Here is a 20,605-nt window from a genome sequence, read left to right as displayed (position 1 = left end):
CCCCACCAAAGGCTTAAGGCCTTTGGTGGGGTGGTTTGGAGGGCAAAGCCCCTCCATTCTTCAACCTCGGCCAGGGGCCAATGCCGCGCCCCATCTGGACGCCCACCGCCGCCGGCGCGACCCTGCCCGCATGCCCACGCCCCCCGACGCCGCCCTCGCCGACCTCCTCACCCTCGCCGGCTCAGCGCCCGCCCAGGCCAGCCTGACCGGCACCGACCCGGTCATGCCGTCCACCTACGCCGTCGGTACGGCGGCGGTCGCCTCCATCGCCGCATCGGCCCTCGCGGCGGCCGCCATCCACCGCGCGCGCGGCGGCCCGGCGCAGACCGTCTCGGTCGACATGGCCCATGCGCTGACCGAGTTCCATTCCGAACGCCACATGCATGTGGACGGCCATGAGTCGCATGACTGGGACCGCATCGCCGGCCTGTATCGCTGCGGCGACGGGCGTTGGATCCGCCTGCACACCAACCACGAGCACCACCGCGACGTGGTGCTGCGCGTGCTGGGCTGTGCCTATGACCGCGATGCGGTCGCCGCCGCGCTGCAATCCTGGCAGGCGGAAGCGGCCGAGACGGCGATCTACGACGCCGGCGGCGTCGCCACCATGACGCGATCCCTGGCCGAATGGGCGGCACATCCGCAGGGCCAGGCGGTCGCCGCGCTGCCGCCGCTGCTGCTGGAACGTATCGGCGATGCGCCGCCCACGCCGCTGCCGCCGCTCGGTGCGCGGCCGCTCGAAGGCATTCGTGTGCTGGACCTGACCAAGGTCATCGCCGGGCCGGTGGCGGGGCGGACGCTCGCGGCGCACGGTGCGGATGTGCTGCATGTCTCGGCGTCGCACCTGCCGGCGCTGCCGGCGCTGGCGATGGATACCGGGCGGGGCAAGCGCACCACCTCGCTCGACCTGCGCGATCCTGCGCAGGCCGACACGCTGCGGATGTTGGCGCGCGGCGCGGATGTGTTCCTGCAGGGCTACCGCCCGGGCGCCATCGCCGGGCGCGGCTTCGGGCCGGAGGCGCTGGCGGCGCTCAAGCCCGGCATCGTCTGCGTGTCGCTGTCCGCCTTCGGCCATGTCGGGCCGTGGTCGGGCCGGCGCGGCTTCGATTCCCTGGTGCAGAACGCCAATGGCATCAACGATGCGGAACGCGAGGCGGCCGGGGAGAGCAAGCCACGCCCCCTGCCCTGCCAGGCGCTCGACCATGCCTCGGGCTACCTGCTGGCCTTCGGCGCCATGGCGGCGTTGCTGCGCCGGGCGGAACAGGGCGGATCCTGGCTGGTGCGCGTATCGCTGGCGGGGACGGGCGAATGGTTGAAACGTCTCGGCCGCGTCGAGGGCGGCCTGGCCGCGCCCGGCATCGCCGATGCCGCGCCATATCTTGAGGACAGCATCAGCGGCTACGGCCGCATGCGGGCGGTGCGCCACAGTGCCGTCCTCGGCGCAACCCCGACAGCCTGGACCTTGCCCGCGATGCCGCTCGGGACGCATCCGCCCACCTGGTCCTGACGGGCGCGCCCTTGCCGGAGGACGCGGCGGCCAGGATCGCGAAGCCCGCCTCCCTGCGCGACGAAACCTCCAGGCAACCGATGCGCGGTCCGGCGCCCCGCTGCCCGCCCCCATCAGCCTGGAACCAGGACGACCCCATCCTTGTCGAGCGACAGCGCAACCTTGTCACCGGGACCAAGTCTCGCGGTGTTTCTCGGCGCGATCACGAAGATCTCGCCAACGGCCGTCTCGAAGCGGCACTCCGCGTGCGAACCCATGTAGATGGCCCGGACGACGGTGGCGGGGATGGCCGGTTCGCCCTCGGCCGCCAGGCGCATCGCTTCGGGCCGGATCACCACATCGACCGGCCCCGGGCCAAGGCCCCGCGCGGGCAGTTCAAGGTCCAGACCGCCGATGCGCACACGCGCCACATCATCGGCAACGGCCTCGATGACGCCGCGCGCCTGGTTCGCCTCGCCCATGAAGGTCGCGACGAAGATGGAATTCGGCCTGGTGTAGAGTTCCTCCGGTGAGCCGACCTGCGCGATGCCGGCGTTCTGCATGACGACGATACGGTCCGAGACCGCGAGCGCCTCGGACTGGTCGTGGGTCACATAGACCACGGTCAGACCCAGCCTCTGCTGCAGCGCGCGGATCTCCTCGCGCATGCTCCGCCGCAGCCGGGCGTCGAGGTTGGACAGCGGCTCGTCGAACAGCAGCACATCCGGTTCGAGGACGAGTGCGCGCGCAACCGCGACGCGCTGCTGCTGGCCGCCGGACATCTCGGAGGGCAGCCGGCCGCCGAAGCCTTTCAGCCCCACCGTTTCCAGCACCACCTCCGCCTTCGCATGCGCATCGCGCCTGCGCATGCCGGAGGAGACGAGGCCATAGGCGACGTTCTCCAGCACGCTCATATGCGGGAACAAGGCATAGGACTGAAAGACCATCGAGACGTTGCGCGCACCGGCGGGCAGCAGGGTCACGTCGCGTCCGCCGATGAACAGGCGACCCTCGGTCGATTGCTCCAGCCCCGCGATCATGCGCAGCAGCGTCGTCTTGCCGCAGCCCGACGGACCGAGCAGCGTGACGAGCGTGCCGCTCTCGATCGTCAGGTCGAGCGGCTTGACCGCCTGGACATCGCCATAGCGCTTGCCGATGCCTTCGAGGCGCACCTCGGCGCCGGTTCTCCGGTTCATCTGGCTCATGTCCGGCCTCCGACCGGGATAACAGGTCGGACGACCTGGCGGCGACCGAGCCGGCGGCTTCCAACGGCAAGGTTGATCAGCCCGATCGCGGTCATCATCAGCACGATCAGCACGGCGCAATAGGCGATGGCCAGGCCGTAGTCGCCGTTGATCACGCGGTTGATGATGAACACCGTCGCCATCTCATACTGCGCCGAAACCAGGAAGATGACCGCCGAGACCGTCGTCATCGCCCGCACGAAGGAATAGACCAGCGCGGTGATGATGGCGGGCTTGAGCAGCGGCAGCACCACCGTGCGCAAGGCGCGGAAGGTCGAGGCACGCAGCGTGACCGCGGCCTCGTCCAGCGACTTGTCGAGCTGGCTCATCGCCGCGACGCCGGACCGCACGCCGACCGGCAGGTTGCGGAACACGAAGCAGATGACAAGGATGGTCGCCGTGCCGGTGATCTCCACCGGCGGCAGGTTGTAGGTCAGGATATAGGCGACGCCGATCACCGTGCCCGGCACGGCGAAGGTCAGCATCAGCGCGAATTCCAGCGCCGTGCGCCCGGCAAAGCGCTGCCGCGTCAGCACCCAGGCCGCCAGCAGGCCGACCGTCGCCGTGATCGGCGCCGCGATGGCCGCGAGCTGGATGGTGGTGAACAGCGAATGCCACGCACCGCCCGAGAAGATCAGCCCACCGGTCGGCGCCCATTCCAGCGCGAAGGCGCGCTGAAAGTGACTTAGCGTCGGTGTCCAGTCGCGCCCCCAGACACGCACGAAGGCGCCCGCCAGCGCCATGGTATAGACCACGATGGTCAGAACGGCCCAGGGAATGGCGACCGCGAAGGCCACCGTCCTCACGCGGCGCGGCAGCGGCTGCGGCAGGCCGACATCGCCCTTGCCGGTCATCGAGACATAGGACCGCGTCCCGACCACGACGCGCTGCCCGATGAAGGCGATCAGTGCGACCACCAGCATCACCGCGGCGAGCACCGCCGCGCGCCCGAAATCCTGCTGCGCGCCCACCACGGCGAAGAAGATCTCGGTGGACAGCACGCCGAACGAACCGCCGAGCACGATCGGGTTGCCGAAATCCGCCAGGCTCTCGACGAAGGCCACCAGCCACGCATTCGCCAGCCCCGGGAGCATCAGCGGCAGGGTGATCGAGGAAAAGGTCCGCATATGGGAGGCACGCAGCGTCTGCGACGCTTCCTCCATGGTGGGCGAGATGCCCTCGACCACGCCGATCAGCACCAGGAAGGCGATGGGCGTGAAGGAGAACACCTGCGCCAGCAGGACGCCGTTGAAGCCGTAGATCCAACGGCCGAGCTGCACGCCGAAGACCGCGTCCGCGATCTGGTTCACCACGCCCGACCGCCCGAAGATCAGGATCAGGCCCAGGCCGATCACGAAGGGCGGCGTGATGATGGGCAGCACCGTCAGAAGGCGCAGCCCGCGCCGCGCCGGGAAGCCCGTGCGCGTGACGATCAGCGCGAAGCACAGGCCGAGCATGGTCGTCGCCGTCGCGGTGCAGGTGGCCAGCAGCAGCGTGTTCCAGAACACGCCGCAACTCACATTGCCGGTGAAGCAGGCGAGGCCCCAGATCTTGCGGTCCAGCAGCCGGTCCGCGAAGGCCGCGGCGACGCCGAGGTCCCCGCGCGGCGTGAACATCTGCCACAGCACCGTCAGCACCGGCCAGGCGGTGAACAGCAGGATGGACGCGGCGAGGATGCCGACCGAGCCGGCGACGAAGCGGTCCCCGCGGAACCGCCCGCGCATCGCCGCCCCGTCGGTCAGCAGCAGGACGAAGGCGAAGAAGGCGACGGCACCGCCAAGTCCCATGCCGAACTGGCGGTCGTTCAGTTCGCCGAACAGCTCCGTCAGCCAGGCGTAGGACCAGCCCTGCACGCCGATCGCCAGCCCCTGCGCGGCAATGGAAAGCACCCCGAAGGCACCGCCCCACAGCAGGAAGCCGGACCTGCTCCGCGGCGTGCCGAATGGCAGTGCGCCCGGCAGGGTCGTGGCCAGCGCGCCAACCACGGGCCAGAACCAGAAGCGACCCTGCGCGACCGCCTGCCACAGCGCGGATGCGGCCTCGGCATCCTCCTGCCCGAAGCCCAGCAGCCCGGCCGGCGTCAGCCCGTCCTGCTGCATGTGCCACGGCAGCACGACGGTCGCGATCGCCGCGGCGGACCAGGCCAGCAGGGATGAAGCGCGCTTCATCGCGGCAACGCGCCCACCTCGCGGTCCCAGCGATCCAGCAGGCGCCGACGCTCCGCCGAGGCTCCGAAGCGCGCATTGTCGTAGTCGATGATGCGCGCTGTCGTCATGTTGGGTGCGCCGTCGGTCAGCGGCACGCCGCGATTGGCCATGGTCTGCAGCTTGCGGGCTTCCTGGCTCGCGGCGATCTGCGCCTCGGCGCCCAGCGCCCAGGTATAGAAGCGCTGCGCGTTCGGCAGGTTGCGCGCGCCGCGGATGATCGACATGGAGCCGATTTCATAGCCCGTGCCTTCGCAGGGTACCGCATGGCCGACCGGGAAGCCGGCCGCCGCTTCCTCGGCGGCATTGTGGACGAAGGAGATCGACAACGCCGTCTCCCCGCGCGCCACCGCGGTGATCGGCGCGGTGCCCGACCGTGGATAGGCGTTGATGCTGCCATGCAGGCGCTTCAGATACTCGAAGGCCGGTTCCTCCCCCATCATCTGCACCAGCGTCGCGATGACGATGTAGGCGGTGCCGGACGAATTCGGATTCGCCATCTGGATCTCGCCCCGATAGGCGGGGTCGATCAGGTCCGCCCAGCAGCGCGGCGCCGGCAGGTTGCGCCGCGCCACCAGTTCCGTGTTGAAGCCGAAGCCCAGCACCGAGGCATAGACGCCAACCGTCCGCCCCTGCGTCTGGCGCCATTGCGCCTGCGCCCAGTCGTGCAATTCGGCGATGCGCGGGCTTTCGAAGGGCTGCGTCAGCCCTTCCTCGCCGGCCGCCACATGCGGGTCGCCGGTGCCGCCCCACCACACGTCGCCGCGCGGGTTGCGCGCCTCCGCCCGCAACTGCGCCAGCATCTCGCCGGTGGATTTCTGCGACAGCACGACGCGGATGCCGCTCTCGCGCTCGAAGCCGCGGGCGATCGGCGTGCACCACTCGATCGTCGCCGAGCAATAGAGGTTGAGCTGGCCCTGCGCGGCGGCAGGCGATGCGGCCGTCGCCGTAACGGCGACGGCGGCGAGGATGACGAAGCGCATGGACTGCATCTCAGCGAGGAAGGGAGCCGATCTCGCGGTCCCAGCGCGCCAGGATGCGGCGCCGCACCTCCGGGTCGCCGTACTTCGCGAAATCGTAGTCCACCAGGCGGATCTGCGAGAGGTCCGGGATTCGCGGATGCGGCGCCGCGCCGGGATGCGCGGGAACATGGAACTGGTTCGCCGTGACGCCGATATCCATCGCCGCCGGCGTCAGGTACCAATCGACGAAGCGCCGCGCCTGCGCCAGGTTGCGCGCGCCGCGGATGATCGACAGGCAGGCGACCTCGTAGGACGTGCCCTCGCTCGGATAGACCATCTCGATCGGGAAGCCGGCATTCGCCATGGACGCCGTCTCCATGTTGAAGCTGGCGGCGAGCGCCGTCTCCCCGCGCGCCACCGCCTGCATCGGCGCCGCGCCCGACCGCGTATAGGCGTTCACATTCGCATTCAGGCGCTTGAGGTATTCGAAGGCGCGATCCTCGTCCCACAACTGCACCAGCCCGGCGATGATGGTGTAGGCGGTGCCCGAGGAATTCGGGTTCGGCAACTGCACCTCGCCGCGATAGGCCGGCCCGGCCAGGTCTTCCCAGCTGCGCGGGATGGGCAGGTTGCGCCGGGCCATCACCTCGGTGTTGTAGGCGATGCCGATGGCGCCGGACGACACGCCGACGCAGCGCCCGCCGGAGGCCTGGTGCGCGCGCTGCGCCCACGGCTGCAGCTGCGCCATATTCGGCGATGTATAGGGCTGCAGCAGGTCGCCGGCGGAGATGTGCGTCTCGGCCGAGGCGCCGAACCACACATCGGTCCGCGGGTTCTGCGATTCGGCGCGGATCTGCGCCAGGATCTCGCCGGCGGATTTGCGCGCCATGTTCACGCGGATGCCGGTGTCGCGCTGGAAGCCGGCGGCGATGGCCTCGCACCAATCGGCCTGCGGGGCACACAGCATGTTCAGGCTGCCCTGCGCCATGGCCGGCGTGGCGAGCGAGGCAAGCAGGGCGCCGGCAGCAACGGCGATGTGGCGAAGCATCATGCGGGCGGCTCCTTGCGGGTGCGGGCGATCAGCGGGGCAGGCTGCCGACCTCGCGGTCCCAGCGTTCGATCAGGCGCCGGCGCTCGGCCGCGCGGCCATACTTCGCGAAATCGTAGTCGATCAGGCGGATCTGCGAGAGGTCCGGCGCATTGGGCGGCAGCGGCGCCTCGCGGTTGGAAGGCTGCTGCAACTGGCCGCCCGCCTCGAAGCCCAGCCGCTGGGCCGGCGCCGTCAGCGCCCAATCGTAGAAACGCCGCGCCTGCGTCAGGTTGCGCGCGCCGCGCAGGATCGACATGGACCCGATCTCGTAGCCGGTGCCCTCGCACGGCGTGGCGTAGGCGACGGGGAAGCCGCCATTGCGCTCGACCACCGCGTCATGGACGAAGGATATCGACACGCCGGTCTCCCCGCGCGCCACCGCCTTGATCGGGCCGGTGCCGGACCGCGCGTAGGAATTGATGTTGGGATGCAGGCGCCGCAGGTAGTCGAAGGCCTGGTCCTCCCCCATCAGCTGCACCAAGGTCGCGATCACGACATAGGCGGTGCCGGAGGAATTCGGATTGGCGATCTGGATCTCGCCGCGGAAACGCGGGTCGAGAAGGTCCGCCCAGCAGCGCGGTGCGGCGATGTTCTTCCGCGCCAGCAACTCGGTATTGTAGCCGAAGCCGACCGCGCCGGCGTACACGCCGATGGCGCGGCGGTCCGACTGGTTCCACTGCCGCAGCGCCCAATCATGGAGCTGCGTGCGGTTGGGGCTTTCATAGGCCTGGGTCAGGTTGTCCTCGGCCGCAGCGAGGTGCGGGTCGCCGGTGCCGCCGAACCAGACATCGGCGCGCGGGTTCTGGCTCTCGGCGCGGATCGCGGCCAGCGTCTCGCCGGAACCGCGCTGCGTCATGTTCACGCGGATGCCCGTGTCGCGCTGGAAATTGGTCGCGACGGCCTGGCACCACTCCACCTGCACGGAGCAGTACAGGTTGAGCGTCCCCTGCGCCTCGGCGGGGGATGCGACGAAGGGCGCGACCGCCCAGGCGAACGCGGCGAGCGCGGCGTGACGAAACAGCATGTGACTTTCCCTTCGTCTCCCCAGGGCCGCAACATGACGTGCGGTGCCCCGGACCCCGGTGCTGCGCGCGCGCAACCCTTCATCGATCCGCCACAAAAGTGTCATCTGCTCCAGGATTCGGCAAGAACCGTCGGGCTCCTGCGTTGCGGCGCGCGCGGCGCGGCTGCCAGGCGGAGGTGGTATCGGATGTTCGGACGGCCGCCGGTCCGGCCCGGTGTGCCGAACGGATCGCCATTGGCGGCACATCCACCCCGCCGCACGTCATCGCCCGCATCCTGGAACCGCGCGATGGCCACCTGTGCACGGCCACGGGAAGGTGCGGAGCGCGCGCTGCCGGACAGCCGGCCGGCAATGCCGGCGCCGCGGACCGCGCCGGCCTGGCCGCCTGCCCGACCGGTGTCCTGGCGCCCCCGGCGATCGGCGGATCGCGGCAGCAGGTCCGGTGACCGCCCTTGCCGCCCGCGCACCCGCCCCGTCGCCGCCAGACCCGCGCACGGGTGGGTGCGTCAATCCGGCAGCCGCGACACGTCCAGCGGCAGCACCGCGCCCATCCACAACGCATGATCGGTGTGGTCGGCCTTCTGCCGCCCGGTCTCCGGATGCGCCAGCACGACCAGCCCTTCGCGATTGAGGGCGATGAACGGCAGCAGCGCCGGCATCACAGCGGGCGCGAAGGCGACCTGGTACATCGCCTGCGGATGCGGGCCGACCGGCACATCGTGCCAGCGGCCGAGCACCGCGTCGGGGAAGGCCTGCGCGATCGCGTCGCGCAACCGCTGGGCGGCGTCGCGTGACGCCGCATCGTAGTAGACATGCGCATGCCAGCCGCGGATCGTGTCGGGTGCTGCCAGCATGCCCCTGTCCCTCACATGCCGAGCGCGCGGCGATACAGGTCGAGCAGCGCCTCCTGCTCCTCGACATCCGCCGGTTCCTGCTTGCGGATGCGCAGGATGGCGCGGATCACGGCGACGTCGAAGCCCGCCGACTTGGCCTCGGCCATGATGTCCTTGATGTCGGAGGAGAGCGCCTTCTTCTCCTCCTCCAGCCGCTCGACCCGCTCGATGATCGAACGCAGCCGGTCGGCCGCGATGCCGCCGACCTCGGTGTCTTCCTGCTTCGCCGCCGCTGACATGTTCCGCGCCTCTGTGTGAAGGGCGGCGGGTTTAGCCCTGGGCTTCCTCGCCATCAACCTCGCCCCTCAATGCCCGGGATTGGCCGCGGCGAATTTCGCCTTCTGCTCGGGCGTCGCGTCCTTCTGGTGAAGCGCCTGCCATTCCTTGTAGGGCATGCCGTAGACGATTTCCCGCGCATCGGGGTCGGCCATGGCGATGCCCTGGCCCTCCGCCGCTTCCCGGTACCAGCGCGACAGGCAGTTCCGGCAGAAGCCGGCGAGGTTCATCATGTCGATGTTCTGCACATCGGTGCGTTCGCGCAGATGCTGCACCAGCCGGCGGAAGGCCGCGGCTTCCAGTTCGGTCCGGGTGGCATCGTCCATTTCGGGCACGGGCATGGCACACTCTCCTCGTCCGGGGCCAATCTGGTGCAGCCGGGCCCCGGCGCCAACCACTGGTTTTGACGCATCTGCCGCCCCGCCGGGTGTAGGCTCCAGCCGCGCGCGGCGGAATGGCCGCCGCGCCGGCAGGAGAGGCCAGGATGCCCATCGCGCAGCATGCCGCGGCGGCCTTCGATCTCGCGGGCCTGACCCGCGCCCTTGAGCGCAGCGACGCGGCGTCGATCGTTTCGTTCTACGACGACGACGCCGAGATGGAGATCATCGACCGCAACCGCCCGCCCAGCGCCCCGATGCGCCTGGTCGGCCGCCCCGCGATCGAAGCCTTCTGGCGCGACATCTGCGCGCGGGAAATGACCCATGCCGTGGGCGAGGCGATCAGCGACACGGGCCGCGCCGCCTTCGTCGAACGCTGCGCCTATCCCGATGGCTGCCACGTCGTCTCGGCCATGACGCTCGAACTGCATGACGGGCGCATCCGCCGCCACCTGACGGTGCAGGCCTGGGACGAGACGAGCTGCGGGTAACCCGTCCGGCGGCGCCGCACGGCATTGCCTCCGGGGAAAGACCAGCGATGATGCCGCCCAACGAGATCGAGGACGGAACGCATGGCCCTGGACGACGCATCGGCCCGCGCGGCGCTGCGACGCCTGTTCGATGCCGCGGTGGCGAGTGCCGATCCGCGCGTCGTGCTGGCGCGTCACCTGCCGGACCGGCCCGCCGGCCGCGTGCTGGTGCTCGGTGCCGGCAAATCCGCCGCCGTGATGGCCGCCGCGGTCGAGGCCGCCTGGCCCGACGTGCCGCTGTCCGGCCTGGTCGTCACCCGTTACGGCCACGGCTACCCCACCACGCGCATCGAGGTCGCCGAAGCCGCCCACCCCGTCCCGGATGAAGCCGGTGCCCGCGCCGCGCAGCGCATGCTGGACCTCGCCACCCAGGCAGGGCCGGGCGACCTCGTGCTGTTCCTCGTCTCCGGCGGCGGCTCCTCGCTGACCACCCTGCCCGCCCCCGGCCTGGCGCTCGCGGATCTCATCGCGGTGAACCGCGCGCTGCTGGCCTCGGGGGCGACGATCCACGAGATGAACTGCATCCGCCGCCACCTCTCGGCGTTCTCCGGCGGGCGGCTTGCGGCAGCGGCGTACCCGGCCCGCGTCGTCACCCTGGCGATCTCCGACGTGCCGGGCGATGACCCCACGGTGATCGCCTCTGGCCCCACCGTACCGGACCCGTCGACCTTCGCCGAGGCGCGCGCCCTGGTCGCCCATTACCGCATGGCCCTGCCAGCGGCCGTCACCGCCCACCTCGCCGCCGGCGCCGAGGAAAGCCCCAAGCCCGGCGACCCGCGCCTCGGCACCGCCGACTACCGCTTCATCGCCACCCCTGCCATGGCGCTGCATGCCGCCGCCGCCGAAGCCCGTGCGCTCGGCGTCACGCCCATGATCCTGGGCGACGCGCTCGAAGGCGAGGCGCGCGAGCTGGGCACGGCGCTCGCCGGCATCGCGCTGTCCGCACGCACCCATGGCCACCCCCTGCCCGCCCCCTGCGTGCTGCTGTCCGGCGGCGAGACCACCGTGACGATCCGCGCCGAGAAACCCGGCCGCGGCGGCCGCAACGGCGAATGCCTGCTCGGCTGTGCGCTGGCCCTGGCCGGCACGCCCGGCATCTGGGCGCTGATGGGCGACACCGACGGCATCGACGGGTCGGAGGACAATGCCGGAGCCATCGCCACGCCCAGCACGCTGGCGCGGGCACGCGCGGCGGGGCTCGATCCCCGTTCGGCGCTGGCCGGCCATGACAGCCACCGGGTCTTCTCGACCCTGGACGACCTGCTGACCACCGGCCCGACCCTGACCAACGTCAACGACTTCCGGGCGATCCTGGTCGGCTGAGCGGCCCGGCTCACTCGATCCGGACATTGTTCTCGCGCGCGACACGCTGCCAGGTCGCGGTCTGGCTCTCGATGAAGCGGCCGAAATCGTCGGGGCTCGACATCACCATGTCGAAGCCCAGCCCGTCGCTCAGCCGCGCATGGACGGCCGGAGTCTCGACGACGCGGATCAGCGCCTCCCGGAAGCGCCGCAGGATCGGCTCCGGGGTCGCCGCAGGGGCGAGGACCCCGGTGAAGGACACCGCGTCGATCCCCGGCACGCCGGCCTCCGCCAGCGTCGGCACATCCGGGTACTTGCCGGACCGCGTCGCACCGGTCTGCGCCAGCGCCCGCACCAGACCCGACGCCACATGGCCCGACAGCGCCGCCGCACCCATCGCAAGGTCCGTCTGGTTGCCTGCCGCGGCCGTGGCCAGCGGCCCGCCCCCGCCATAGGGCACGTGCAGGAAGCGCAGGCCGGTGATCCCCTGGATCTGCGCCAACACCAGATGCGTCATCGTGCCATTGCCGTTGGTCGCGCAACTGATCGCCTCCGGCTCCGCCCGGCGCGCCGCCTCGAGCACCTGCGGCAAGCTCTGCCAGGGCCGCGGCGCAGGCGTGACGATCAGCATGGCGGTCGTGCCGATCAGGCTGATCGGCGCCAGGTCACGCGCCGAATCGAAGCCGCGATTCGGCATCAGCGCCGGATTGGTCACATGGCTGTCGAACACCAACACGAAGCTCAGGCCATCCGGCGCCGCCCGCGCCACCGAGGCCGTCCCGAGCGTCCCGCCTGCCCCCGCCCGGTTTTCCACCACGACGGGCACGCCGAGTTCCGCCTGCAGCCCCGGCTGCACCAGGCGCGAGACCGCATCCACCGTGCCGCCCGGCGGATAGGGCGCGACCAGCCGGATCGGCCCGCGCGGCCAGCCCTGCGCCAAGGCCGGGGCGGCGACGCTGGCCGCGCCGGCGATCACGACATGCCGTCGCGTCAGACGCATCATGGCTTGTTCCTCTTGGGGCGACGATCTCGGCCGTCGCGTTGCGTGGACCCTAACCCGCCCCCTGGGCCCCACAAGGCCGGCCGACCCGGCATGCCACATGGCGGAATGCGTCAGGCGTCCTGTCGCTTAAATATCCTAAGTAAAATTAAGGCCTCGGCAGTTTGGTCTTATATGAAGTAAGGTTCGCATATGCGCGATCCCACCCTCGAAGACGTCTTCGCCCGCCGCGGCGCCATCACCCGCATCGCGACCGAGCTCGGCATCTCCACCGCCGCGGTGTCGCAATGGCGCCGCGTGCCGGATGACCGCGTCACCGACGTCGCCCGCATCCTCGGCGTCGCGCCCCAGACCCTGCGCCCCGACCTCGCCGAACCGCCCGCCCCGAAGCCTGAAGGATTCGTCCGCATGGTCGCCCGACCCGCCCTGCGCCGCCGCCGCCGCACCAAGGTGATCGCGACGCTTGGCCCAGCCTCCTCCACCATCGAGGTGATCGAACGCCTGTTCCGCGCCGGCGCCGATGTCTTCCGCCTCAACTTCTCCCACGGCAGCCATGAGGACCACGCCGCCCGCATCCTCATGATCCGGGAGGTGGAGCGCCGCGTCGGCCGCCCGATCGGCATCCTGGTGGACGTCCAGGGCCCCAAGCTCCGCGTCGGCCAGTTCCAGGCCGGCCGGGTCCAGCTGCAGACCGGCCAGGCCTTCCGCCTGGACCTCAACCCCACCCCGGGCGACGTCCGCCGCGTGAACCTGCCGCACAAGGAGATCATCGCAGCCGCCCAGATCGGCACGACGCTCCTGCTCGATGACGGAAAGCTGCGCCTGCGCGTCACCCGCACCCGCCCCGACCACCTGGAGACCGAAGTCGTCGTCGGCGGCCCGCTGTCCGACCGCAAGGGCGTCAACGTCCCCGACGTCGCCCTGCCCATCCCGGCCCTGACCGAAAAGGACCGCGCCGACCTCGACTTCGTCCTGCCCCTCGGCATCGAATACATCGGCCTGTCCTTCGTCCAGCGCGCCGAGGACGTCGCCGAGACCCAGCGCATCGCCGACGGCCGCGCCTGGGTCATGGTGAAGATGGAAAAGCCCCAGGCGGTCGAAAACCTCGACAGCATCCTGGCCCTGGCCGACTGCGTCATGGTCGCCCGCGGCGACCTCGGCGTCGAACTGCCGCCCGAGGAAGTCCCCCTCGTGCAGAAGCGCATCGTCCGTGCCGCCCGCGCCCTGGGCAAGCCGGTCGTCGTCGCCACCCAGATGCTTGAATCGATGATCACCGCCCCGAGCCCGACCCGCGCCGAAGTCTCCGACGTCGGCACCGCCGTGTTCGACGGGGCGGACGCCGTCATGCTCTCGGCCGAAACCGCCGCCGGCCAATACCCCTACGAAGCCGTCAACATGATGGACCGCATCGTCGCCCGCGTGGAACAGGACCCCGACTGGCGGCGCATCACCGACGCATCCCGCCCCACCCCCGAACGCACCAGCGCGGGCGCCATCGCCACCGCCGCCCGCCAGGTCGCCGAGACGATGGAAGCCGAGGTGATCGCCACCTTCTCCTCCACCGGATCCACCACCCTGCGCGTCGCCCGCGAACGGCCGAACTGCCCCATCCTGGGCCTGACCGCCTCCGCCCAGACCGCGCGCCGCATGGCTGTGATCTGGGGCGTGCATCCGCTGGAAGTCAGCGAAATCCACTCGATGTCGGAAATGGTCGCCCGCGCGGTCAAGGCCGCCCAGCACGAAGGCTTCGCGCAAACGGGCGACGAGGTCGTGGTCACCGCCGGCGTGCCCTTCGGCACCCCCGGGACGACGAACGCCCTGCGCGTGGCGGTGGTGAAATGAAGCGCTGCCTGCCGCGCGCATGAAAAACGGGGCCTGCGCCCCGTCATCCTGCCGGCCACCATCACAGCGGCCCGGCCACCTTTTGAATGGCTGGAGCGGACTGCGTTCGGCTTCCCTCCCGCAGGCCGCTCTAAGCCCTCGTCTCAGCGAGCATCGTCACGCGCCCGACCGGCTCCGGCCAGGCGCGATCCGCCTTAGCCCCGCGCAGCCGGAACTGGCGCCGGAGCCGGCGGCGCGACATAGGTCGGCGCCGGCGGCGGCGGCGTCGGCGCGCACGCCGCGATCAGCGCCACAGGAACAACCACGGCCGCAACCGCGCGAAGCAGCCTGTGGCGCGCCATGAACCTGGAAACAGCGAGCATCTGGTTCTCCATCATTGGATCGCACATCGACAACGCAGAATTGAACGGCAATCCTTCGCAAGAAGTCAAACGGCCTGTGACATCAGCCGGCAGGATTCTAAGGATGTGGAACGCGTGCCCGCGCCGCACTACAAAATCGACCCCAATCGTGAACAATCCATGACGGCCCCCCTCTTCCGACGCACCGCCATCACGGGCGGCCCCATCGCCCTCGCCGCCGCGCTGTCCGCCTGCAGCAGCACGCCGCCGCCACGCACATCCGCCACCCAGCGCCCGCCCCCCGCCGACAACCGCCTGCGCAACCTGCGCGACGCGCCCGAAGTCATCGTCGCCGGCGAGAAACTCGACGCCGACCTGCTCAAGCGCTTCTACGCACGCCACGACTTCGACTGGGTCTGGACCACCCGCCCCGCCCAGGCCGAAGCCCTGACACAGGCCGTCCTGCGCGCCGGCGACCACGGCCTGGACCCGGAACTGTTCCACGCCAGCCTGCTGCAGCGCCGGTCGTCCTTCCCCACGCTGCGCCGCGAATTGCTGCTCTCTCACGCCCTCCTGACCTACGCCCAGACCCTGTCCGCCGGCGCCATGCCCGCCGACCGCCGCAAGGACGCCGAGGCCCTCACCCCCGACAGCATCGACATCCCCGCCGCCCTCGACACCATCATCGCCAGCCCCGACCCGGCCGCCGCCCTCGAAGCCCTCGCACCATCCACCCCGACCTACCTCGCCCTGCGCCAGGCCCTGCGGCGATACCGGTCCGGCAACCCGCCCGCCGGCATCATCCCGACCCTCAGCAACGCCCTGTTCCGCGGCAACCCCCGCTTCCGCGCCCCACCCCCGCCCCGCATCACCATCGCCGACCGCATCCGCACCATCGAGGTGAACCTGGAACGCCAACGCTGGCTGCCTCGGCCGCTGCCCGCCGACCGCGCCTGGGTGAACGTGGCCGACCAGCGCCTGGTGCTGTACCGCGACGACGAAGCCGTGTTCTCGACCAAGGTGATCGTCGGCGACATCGCCCCGGTCAACCAAAGCCCCGAATTCCACACCAAAATCGAGGCAAGCTTCTTCAACCCGCCCTGGGTCATCCCCGCCGATATCGTGACCGCCGAGTACCTGCCCCGGCTGACCCGCGACCCGACCTACCTTGAACGCAACAACATGGTGCTGCGCGACAATGGCGAGGTCGAACAACGCCCCGGCCCCACCGCAGGGCTCGGCCTGGTCATGTTCGACATGCCGAACCGCTTCGACGTGTATCTGCACGACACGCCCGACCGACACCTGTTCAACCGCGACAACCGCCGCCTCAGCCACGGCTGCATCCGGGTGCAGAACCCCGTCGAATTCGCCGCCCTGCTGATGGAACAGCCGATCGAGGCGATCAACGAAGGCATCGCCCTGGGCAGCACCACCCGCAACAGCCTGCCAACCCCCGTGCCGGTCTTCGTGACGTACCAGACGGCGTTCGCGGATGCCGCCGGAGGCGTGGAATTCCGCCCGGATTTCTACGGTCGCGACGGTGATGTGTGGCAGCGAATGCAGAGGCAGCCGGAAGGGCGGAACGCGCCGGCGGACGGGCGGCCGGGTTCGGCGGGGCGGGTGTCGTAGGGCTGCGGGTTAGGTCGAGAAATGACGCCGGGCGTCGCACTGGCTTTGGGCGCATCAGACGCGGAGGCTCTGGTGGAAGAGTAAATAGTTTTTTCGATCAGCTCAAACCTCGCAAGAACGCTGGATTAAGAACATACAATAAATCTTCCCCCAGGCTCATGCGCTCATTCTCAAGGCGCCGAAAATCATACTCACGGTCATAAATAAAAATACGATTACCGGAATTATCGGATATACCTAAAAATCCGTACCATAGTAGGATTTCGACAGTTTTTTCGATTGATAACTTCATTTTGCTTTTCAGAAGTACATCTATGAGCTCATCGGTTGTTAAAATATCGCTAGCACCAATGAATAGATAGAATATATCCTCAGGCGTCCCAGCCACGTCTCGCATTTCATAACCAAAATCAGAGACGAGGTACAAAGACATTTGACGTAAGCCCTCGTCAATATCTTCTGATGTTACATGTACATGACCTCTATTAATGGCTACCGATAATGTACGTTCGTATAAATCAATTAAGAATCGTGGCCGCCTCAGTGATCCTTCAATTAAATGAAGATATGCTTCCTTTCCATCAGGAAGCACGGGATTTATAGAATCCCAAGCATCTGCATGGTCTTCCTCTAAAAGAGACGATAGAGCACGCTGCTTGATCATGTATTCGAGCTGTTTCGGATCAGACCAATCCACACGTATAACGTTATATTTTCCCCGATCTGATGTGTCTTCGACCAGACGTTCGTATATATCACTTCGGATAAATACGGTGTGCCGAACTTCAAGGCGACGCCGACCTAAATCGTTGCGTATTTTTCCAAGAGTTTCTATGAGGTGCTTAATCATAGAAATATCAGCCGCCTCTACTTGGCGGGGCGGCCAACCCTTGTCTAAATCATCTATCAATATAATCACATTATCATAATAATCTGAAAACGAAACTATTGCCTCTCGAAGTTTTGGAATGTGAACTTCAAACATAGAATTAGTTATGGATGCCTTGATGTCCGATCCGCTATCGTGCCTATCAAGCGCATCAACGACCCTCCGGACTGAATCATCAAGCCTAGAAGTAAAATCCGCAGAAACGACAGCATCATCAAGCTTAAATTTTTCTTCTATGGCACGTATGCGCTCCTGCAAAGCAAAATTATTTTTCGATTTTGGAAGAACTATCTCTCTAATTTTAAGCATTACTTCAAAATATATAATATATTGCCAAAAAGAAGCTACTGTATGATCAAAGATGCCTGCTGAAACAATATTGAGGATTGCCTCGCGCATCTCGCTTAAATTGTGCGAAGCGGGCCTCAGTTCTACAACACAGTTGTGCGGTTCTCTCGCGTATCGGTCCCGCATTTGGAAGTAAATTGCTGATTTTCCAGAACCTTTGCGGCCCGTGACAATCGAACCCTCCGCACGAAGTGCGCGAGCGTATTCGGCGGTCTCAATAAAATATTCATTTAATTTCTGAGTCTCGTTTTCTGCAGTAGGAGATCCAAGGTCAATTTTGTTAAGAACACCGAGTGATATACGTCGATCACGGCTTGGTTGCTTCTGATTCCATATCAATACATCCGACGCAAATTCGGCCACATGTTTCTCAGTCTCGAATTTATATGTAGAATTTCTAATAAAATCCCTATAATCGAGTGGAACTGGCGAATTCGCAAATTGAATGGCAAGCACCTCGACGGAAAATCCATGACACAGTCCTAAAACAAACGAAGCTCGAAGATTATGCGGTTCTGAATCAACGACATCGCTGCTTAGAATCGGGATTATGACCCCAGCGGAGGAAGTCACGTCTGAGATAGCCTGCGAGGCCGTCAAACGAGGCACTTCTGCAGGATCAAATGATCTAAAGTTTAGCTTGGAATTTTCTACTGCATGAAAGATATGATTTCGAAAATCAATCTTCACAAGTGTATCCAAAATGAATAATGGCTGGCTATAGTTTCGTGATTTAATGTATTGGCGTACCCAAGCCGACGACTCCCAGCCAGAAAGCTTATAAATTAGCTCTTCTGCGTTGTGGTAAGTTGCAATTCCAAGGGTATCAAAAAGCCCGAGTCTCTGTACTCTATAAAGGGCCTTATCGATTGAAATATTGATAACCGGAAGCACGGGCTTCTGAACGCCGATTGCGTATCCTATTTCATAAAATACGTTCGGATTTGCATAAGTAATGTCGGCAATTAGTACGTCTTTTTCAAGTATTTTTTCTCTAATAAGATTATCTAATTTGAATCCAATTATTGCGAGTTTCTCCCATGCCGTGATTTCCAGCTCACTCCCTTTCGAGAGTTCGACCGCTTCGCGAATCGAGGATGTGACGAGGGGGTTGGACCCAGGGTAAGCGAAGAAACCCTTAGCCGTCATATCTCATTCCATCCCACGCCGTGGTTGAATTTCCAGTCTGAGGTTACCGCCGATCCGTGGTGTCTGCCAGACGAACCTTGGGTCTGGTTGTCGCTCTACCGTTTATCCCCTGTTGTCTCTTCAGAGCACGCGAGGGACGAGCGTGACAACCGCTACCGCCATGCGCTCCTGCACCGACGCAGAGCCAAATGCCCTAAGAGTGTTTCACTCGATATAGGAAAATATTGATTTTCCGTGATCACTAGGGTTAAATTATTGGATGCGCCCTCACCCCCTCACCCACCCCCAATTCCTCGCCCTCCTCCCCCTCATCCTCCCGGCCTTCCCCGCCGGCCGCCAGATCGGCGACCTCAAGGGCCGCCTCAACGCCATATTCCACCTGGCCTGCACCACCGACCCCTGGCGCTGCCTCCCGCCCGAACACGGCAAGCCCGACACCGTCTCCCGCTACTTCCGCCGCCTCACCCATGCCGGCGTCTGGGAAAAACTCCTCCACGCCATCAAGGACAGTGATCCTACCAGCCCGCTGAAGGACATCGCCCCCCTCATCTTCCGCGCCTGCCGCCGCGCCATCCGGCTCAGGGGGCTGAAATTCATCGTCCTCATCCGCCGCCTCGGCTTCCTAACGGCCCTGAACGGCCCGCCGAACAAGCTCCCCGACCCCGATTTGTCCGAAAAGCTGAAGCGCATGCCCCTGCCGCCCATGCCGAGGACGAAGAAGCAGATCACCGCCTGTCTCGGGCTCATCAAGGCGCGGCGCTACCTCCATCGCCTCGCCGGCGGGATCAAGCACATCCCCCGCCGCCTCCGCCTCGGCTGGTCATGAAGGCGTGGCGCGCCTCAGAACAACCCCGGCACCACATTCCCCGGCCGCTGCCCGGCGAAGAACGCCGCCAGCGCATCCAGCATCGTCTGCGTCTGCAACCGCTGCGCGGCGGTGGTGAAGGCGGCGATATGCGGCGTCAGCACTGCATTCGGCACCGCCAGCAACCGTGCCGGCACGGCGGGCTCATGCTCGAACACATCCAGCCCGGCGGCATGGATCACGCGCTGTTCCAGCGCCTCGGCCAGCGCGGCCTCATCCACCACCAGCCCGCGGGAGATGTTGACCAGCACCCCATCCTTGCCGAGCGCTTCCAACACCTCGCGCCCCACCGCATGGCGCGTCTCCTCGCTCGCCCGCACCGCGACCACCAGCACGTCGCACCAGGCCGCGAGCTCCCGCAGCGTCGCGTGGTATTCATACGCCACGCCCGCCTTCGGCGCGCGGCCGTGATACCCGATCTCCATCTCGAAGGCGGCGGCGCGGCTGGCGATCTTCATCCCGATCGACCCCAGCCCGTAGATCCCCATCCGCCGCCCCGCCAGCCCCGGCACCAGGGACATCGTCTCGATGCTGCGCCAGGTCCCGGCGCGCAGGCTGCGCTCGCCCTTGCCCATGTCGCGCGCCGCCGCGATCACCAGCCCCATGGCGAACTCGGCCACGCTGGTCGCATTGGCATCCTTGGCATGCGTCACCACGATGCCCCGCGCCCGCGCGGCCTCGACATCCACCCCTTCGAACCCGGTGCCATAGCAGGCGATCAGCCCGAGTTCCGGCAGCGCATCCATCATCGCCACATCGGTGCGATGCCCGCCGAGCGTGATCAGCGCGCGCGCCCCGCGCGCCCCTTCGGGAATGCCTTCGGGTGCAACGGGCTTCATCGGCCCATGCACCTCGTACAAAGCATCGAGCCGCGATCGCAGACGCGGCGCGAGCGGCATGGCGAGAAGAATCGACGAGGGCATGATCTGACGCTCCGGCTGCTATGGCCCCGGCGTTCCACCCCCACTTCGCGCCATCGCAGCACGCCCCCGGCCCCGCCTCAACCCCACCGGGCGCCAGGTATTCGCATTCCAAAGGCCCGTTGGCCGAGGGGCACCCAATGACGTTGCCCTGCAACGTCATTGGCAACCCGTGGTGGGTGAGGTCTGGAGAGGGCGACACCCTCTCCAGTCTGCCCTGCCCCCTTGGGC

17 protein-coding genes are annotated in these 20,605 nt (G+C 67.0%); 6 read left to right on the top strand and 11 right to left on the bottom strand.

What is annotated here, in order from left to right; genetic code table 11:
- Window positions 1–130 precede the first annotated feature (130 nt).
- The gene (locus AAFN86_RS01315) at window positions 131–1,507 is read left to right on the top strand and encodes a CoA transferase (RefSeq protein WP_347541396.1); all 1,377 of its coding nucleotides are present in this window, start codon (window positions 131–133) and stop codon (window positions 1,505–1,507) included.
- 113 nt (window positions 1,508–1,620) lie between these two features.
- Here the strand turns inward: AAFN86_RS01315 and AAFN86_RS01310 are convergent, their stop codons facing one another.
- The 8 genes from AAFN86_RS01310 to AAFN86_RS01275 all read right to left on the bottom strand — a co-directional run bounded on the left by AAFN86_RS01310 (window position 1,621) and on the right by AAFN86_RS01275 (window position 9,520).
- A complete protein-coding gene (locus tag AAFN86_RS01310) occupies window positions 1,621–2,691 on the bottom strand; it encodes an ABC transporter ATP-binding protein (RefSeq protein WP_347541395.1) in 1,071 nt (356 codons plus the stop codon).
- Window positions 2,688–4,898, bottom strand: a complete 2,211-nt coding sequence (locus AAFN86_RS01305) for an iron ABC transporter permease (RefSeq protein ID WP_347541394.1) — start codon at window positions 4,896–4,898, stop codon at window positions 2,688–2,690. The genes AAFN86_RS01310 and AAFN86_RS01305 overlap by 4 nt, the downstream gene beginning before the upstream one ends.
- On the bottom strand, window positions 4,895–5,917 hold the full coding sequence (locus AAFN86_RS01300) for an ABC transporter substrate-binding protein (RefSeq protein WP_347541393.1): 1,023 nt from the start codon (window positions 5,915–5,917) through the stop codon (window positions 4,895–4,897). The genes AAFN86_RS01305 and AAFN86_RS01300 overlap by 4 nt, the downstream gene beginning before the upstream one ends.
- A 10-nt stretch (window positions 5,918–5,927) precedes the next feature.
- Window positions 5,928–6,947 (bottom strand): ABC transporter substrate-binding protein, encoded by a 1,020-nt coding sequence (locus AAFN86_RS01295; RefSeq protein WP_347541392.1) that lies wholly within the window; start codon window positions 6,945–6,947, stop codon window positions 5,928–5,930.
- Window positions 6,948–6,975: 28 nt separating this feature from the next.
- Window positions 6,976–8,010 carry an ABC transporter substrate-binding protein gene (locus AAFN86_RS01290; protein WP_347541391.1) on the bottom strand — a complete coding sequence of 345 codons (1,035 nt, stop codon included), beginning with the start codon at window positions 8,008–8,010 and terminating at the stop codon, window positions 6,976–6,978.
- A gap of 506 nt (window positions 8,011–8,516) precedes the next feature.
- On the bottom strand, window positions 8,517–8,864 hold the full coding sequence (locus tag AAFN86_RS01285; protein WP_347541390.1) for a DOPA 4,5-dioxygenase family protein: 348 nt from the start codon (window positions 8,862–8,864) through the stop codon (window positions 8,517–8,519).
- A gap of 11 nt (window positions 8,865–8,875) precedes the next feature.
- Window positions 8,876–9,142 (bottom strand): DUF2312 domain-containing protein, encoded by a 267-nt coding sequence (locus tag AAFN86_RS01280; protein WP_347541389.1) that lies wholly within the window; start codon window positions 9,140–9,142, stop codon window positions 8,876–8,878.
- Window positions 9,143–9,208: 66 nt separating this feature from the next.
- Window positions 9,209–9,520, bottom strand: a complete 312-nt coding sequence (locus AAFN86_RS01275; protein ID WP_347541388.1) for a DUF1244 domain-containing protein — start codon at window positions 9,518–9,520, stop codon at window positions 9,209–9,211.
- 143 nt (window positions 9,521–9,663) lie between these two features.
- Between AAFN86_RS01275 and AAFN86_RS01270 the strand changes: the two genes are divergently transcribed.
- Both AAFN86_RS01270 and AAFN86_RS01265 read left to right on the top strand, forming a co-directional pair.
- On the top strand, window positions 9,664–10,047 hold the full coding sequence (locus AAFN86_RS01270) for a nuclear transport factor 2 family protein (RefSeq protein ID WP_347541387.1): 384 nt from the start codon (window positions 9,664–9,666) through the stop codon (window positions 10,045–10,047).
- A gap of 81 nt (window positions 10,048–10,128) precedes the next feature.
- The gene (locus tag AAFN86_RS01265) at window positions 10,129–11,409 is read left to right on the top strand and encodes a glycerate kinase (protein WP_347541386.1); all 1,281 of its coding nucleotides are present in this window, start codon (window positions 10,129–10,131) and stop codon (window positions 11,407–11,409) included.
- 10 nt (window positions 11,410–11,419) lie between these two features.
- On the opposite strand, the gene AAFN86_RS01260 is transcribed toward AAFN86_RS01265, so the two are convergent.
- The gene (locus AAFN86_RS01260; RefSeq protein WP_347541385.1) at window positions 11,420–12,391 is read right to left on the bottom strand and encodes a tripartite tricarboxylate transporter substrate-binding protein; all 972 of its coding nucleotides are present in this window, start codon (window positions 12,389–12,391) and stop codon (window positions 11,420–11,422) included.
- A 405-nt stretch (window positions 12,392–12,796) separates the two neighbouring features.
- Between AAFN86_RS01260 and pyk the strand changes: the two genes are divergently transcribed.
- Together pyk and AAFN86_RS01250 are read left to right on the top strand one after the other, a co-directional pair.
- Window positions 12,797–14,230: a pyruvate kinase gene (pyk, locus tag AAFN86_RS01255; protein WP_347541852.1), complete on the top strand. Its 1,434-nt coding sequence runs from the start codon at window positions 12,797–12,799 to the stop codon at window positions 14,228–14,230.
- A gap of 521 nt (window positions 14,231–14,751) precedes the next feature.
- Window positions 14,752–16,203, top strand: coding sequence for a L,D-transpeptidase family protein (locus AAFN86_RS01250; protein ID WP_347541384.1), 1,452 nt, complete (start codon window positions 14,752–14,754; stop codon window positions 16,201–16,203).
- Between the two features lie 97 nt (window positions 16,204–16,300).
- On the opposite strand, the gene AAFN86_RS01245 is transcribed toward AAFN86_RS01250, so the two are convergent.
- Window positions 16,301–18,589: a P-loop ATPase, Sll1717 family gene (locus AAFN86_RS01245; RefSeq protein ID WP_347541383.1), complete on the bottom strand. Its 2,289-nt coding sequence runs from the start codon at window positions 18,587–18,589 to the stop codon at window positions 16,301–16,303.
- A gap of 259 nt (window positions 18,590–18,848) precedes the next feature.
- Here AAFN86_RS01245 and AAFN86_RS01240 point away from each other — a divergent pair, with 259 nt between their 5' ends.
- Window positions 18,849–19,415, top strand: a complete 567-nt coding sequence (locus AAFN86_RS01240; protein ID WP_347541382.1) for a transposase — start codon at window positions 18,849–18,851, stop codon at window positions 19,413–19,415.
- Between the two features lie 14 nt (window positions 19,416–19,429).
- Here AAFN86_RS01240 and AAFN86_RS01235 read toward each other — a convergent pair whose 3' ends face one another.
- Window positions 19,430–20,377: a 2-hydroxyacid dehydrogenase gene (locus tag AAFN86_RS01235; RefSeq protein WP_347541381.1), complete on the bottom strand. Its 948-nt coding sequence runs from the start codon at window positions 20,375–20,377 to the stop codon at window positions 19,430–19,432.
- Window positions 20,378–20,605 lie beyond the last annotated feature (228 nt).

It is taken from the genome of Roseomonas sp. CAU 1739 (genome assembly GCF_039839775.1).
In the GTDB taxonomy this organism is placed as follows: Bacteria; Pseudomonadota; Alphaproteobacteria; order Acetobacterales; family Acetobacteraceae; genus Neoroseomonas.
This window is presented reverse-complemented; position numbering and strand designations above follow the sequence as displayed.

What these genes read in the sequence shown, in the direction of transcription:
- AAFN86_RS01315 (WP_347541396.1), top strand. Translation starts at nt 131, where the DNA reads ATGCCCACGCCCCCCGACGCCGCCCTCGCCGACCTCCTCACCCTCGCC.
- AAFN86_RS01310 (WP_347541395.1), bottom strand. Translation starts at nt 2,691, where the DNA reads ATGAGCCAGATGAACCGGAGAACCGGCGCCGAGGTGCGCCTCGAAGGC.
- AAFN86_RS01305 (WP_347541394.1), bottom strand. Translation starts at nt 4,898, where the DNA reads ATGAAGCGCGCTTCATCCCTGCTGGCCTGGTCCGCCGCGGCGATCGCG.
- AAFN86_RS01300 (WP_347541393.1), bottom strand. Translation starts at nt 5,917, where the DNA reads ATGCGCTTCGTCATCCTCGCCGCCGTCGCCGTTACGGCGACGGCCGCA.
- AAFN86_RS01295 (WP_347541392.1), bottom strand. Translation starts at nt 6,947, where the DNA reads ATGATGCTTCGCCACATCGCCGTTGCTGCCGGCGCCCTGCTTGCCTCG.
- AAFN86_RS01290 (WP_347541391.1), bottom strand. Translation starts at nt 8,010, where the DNA reads ATGCTGTTTCGTCACGCCGCGCTCGCCGCGTTCGCCTGGGCGGTCGCG.
- AAFN86_RS01285 (WP_347541390.1), bottom strand. Translation starts at nt 8,864, where the DNA reads ATGCTGGCAGCACCCGACACGATCCGCGGCTGGCATGCGCATGTCTAC.
- AAFN86_RS01280 (WP_347541389.1), bottom strand. Translation starts at nt 9,142, where the DNA reads ATGTCAGCGGCGGCGAAGCAGGAAGACACCGAGGTCGGCGGCATCGCG.
- AAFN86_RS01275 (WP_347541388.1), bottom strand. Translation starts at nt 9,520, where the DNA reads ATGCCCGTGCCCGAAATGGACGATGCCACCCGGACCGAACTGGAAGCC.
- AAFN86_RS01270 (WP_347541387.1), top strand. Translation starts at nt 9,664, where the DNA reads ATGCCCATCGCGCAGCATGCCGCGGCGGCCTTCGATCTCGCGGGCCTG.
- AAFN86_RS01265 (WP_347541386.1), top strand. Translation starts at nt 10,129, where the DNA reads ATGGCCCTGGACGACGCATCGGCCCGCGCGGCGCTGCGACGCCTGTTC.
- AAFN86_RS01260 (WP_347541385.1), bottom strand. Translation starts at nt 12,391, where the DNA reads ATGATGCGTCTGACGCGACGGCATGTCGTGATCGCCGGCGCGGCCAGC.
- pyk (WP_347541852.1), top strand. Translation starts at nt 12,797, where the DNA reads ATGGTCGCCCGACCCGCCCTGCGCCGCCGCCGCCGCACCAAGGTGATC.
- AAFN86_RS01250 (WP_347541384.1), top strand. Translation starts at nt 14,752, where the DNA reads ATGACGGCCCCCCTCTTCCGACGCACCGCCATCACGGGCGGCCCCATC.
- AAFN86_RS01245 (WP_347541383.1), bottom strand. Translation starts at nt 18,589, where the DNA reads ATGACGGCTAAGGGTTTCTTCGCTTACCCTGGGTCCAACCCCCTCGTC.
- AAFN86_RS01240 (WP_347541382.1), top strand. Translation starts at nt 18,849, where the DNA reads ATGCGCCCTCACCCCCTCACCCACCCCCAATTCCTCGCCCTCCTCCCC.
- AAFN86_RS01235 (WP_347541381.1), bottom strand. Translation starts at nt 20,377, where the DNA reads ATGCCCTCGTCGATTCTTCTCGCCATGCCGCTCGCGCCGCGTCTGCGA.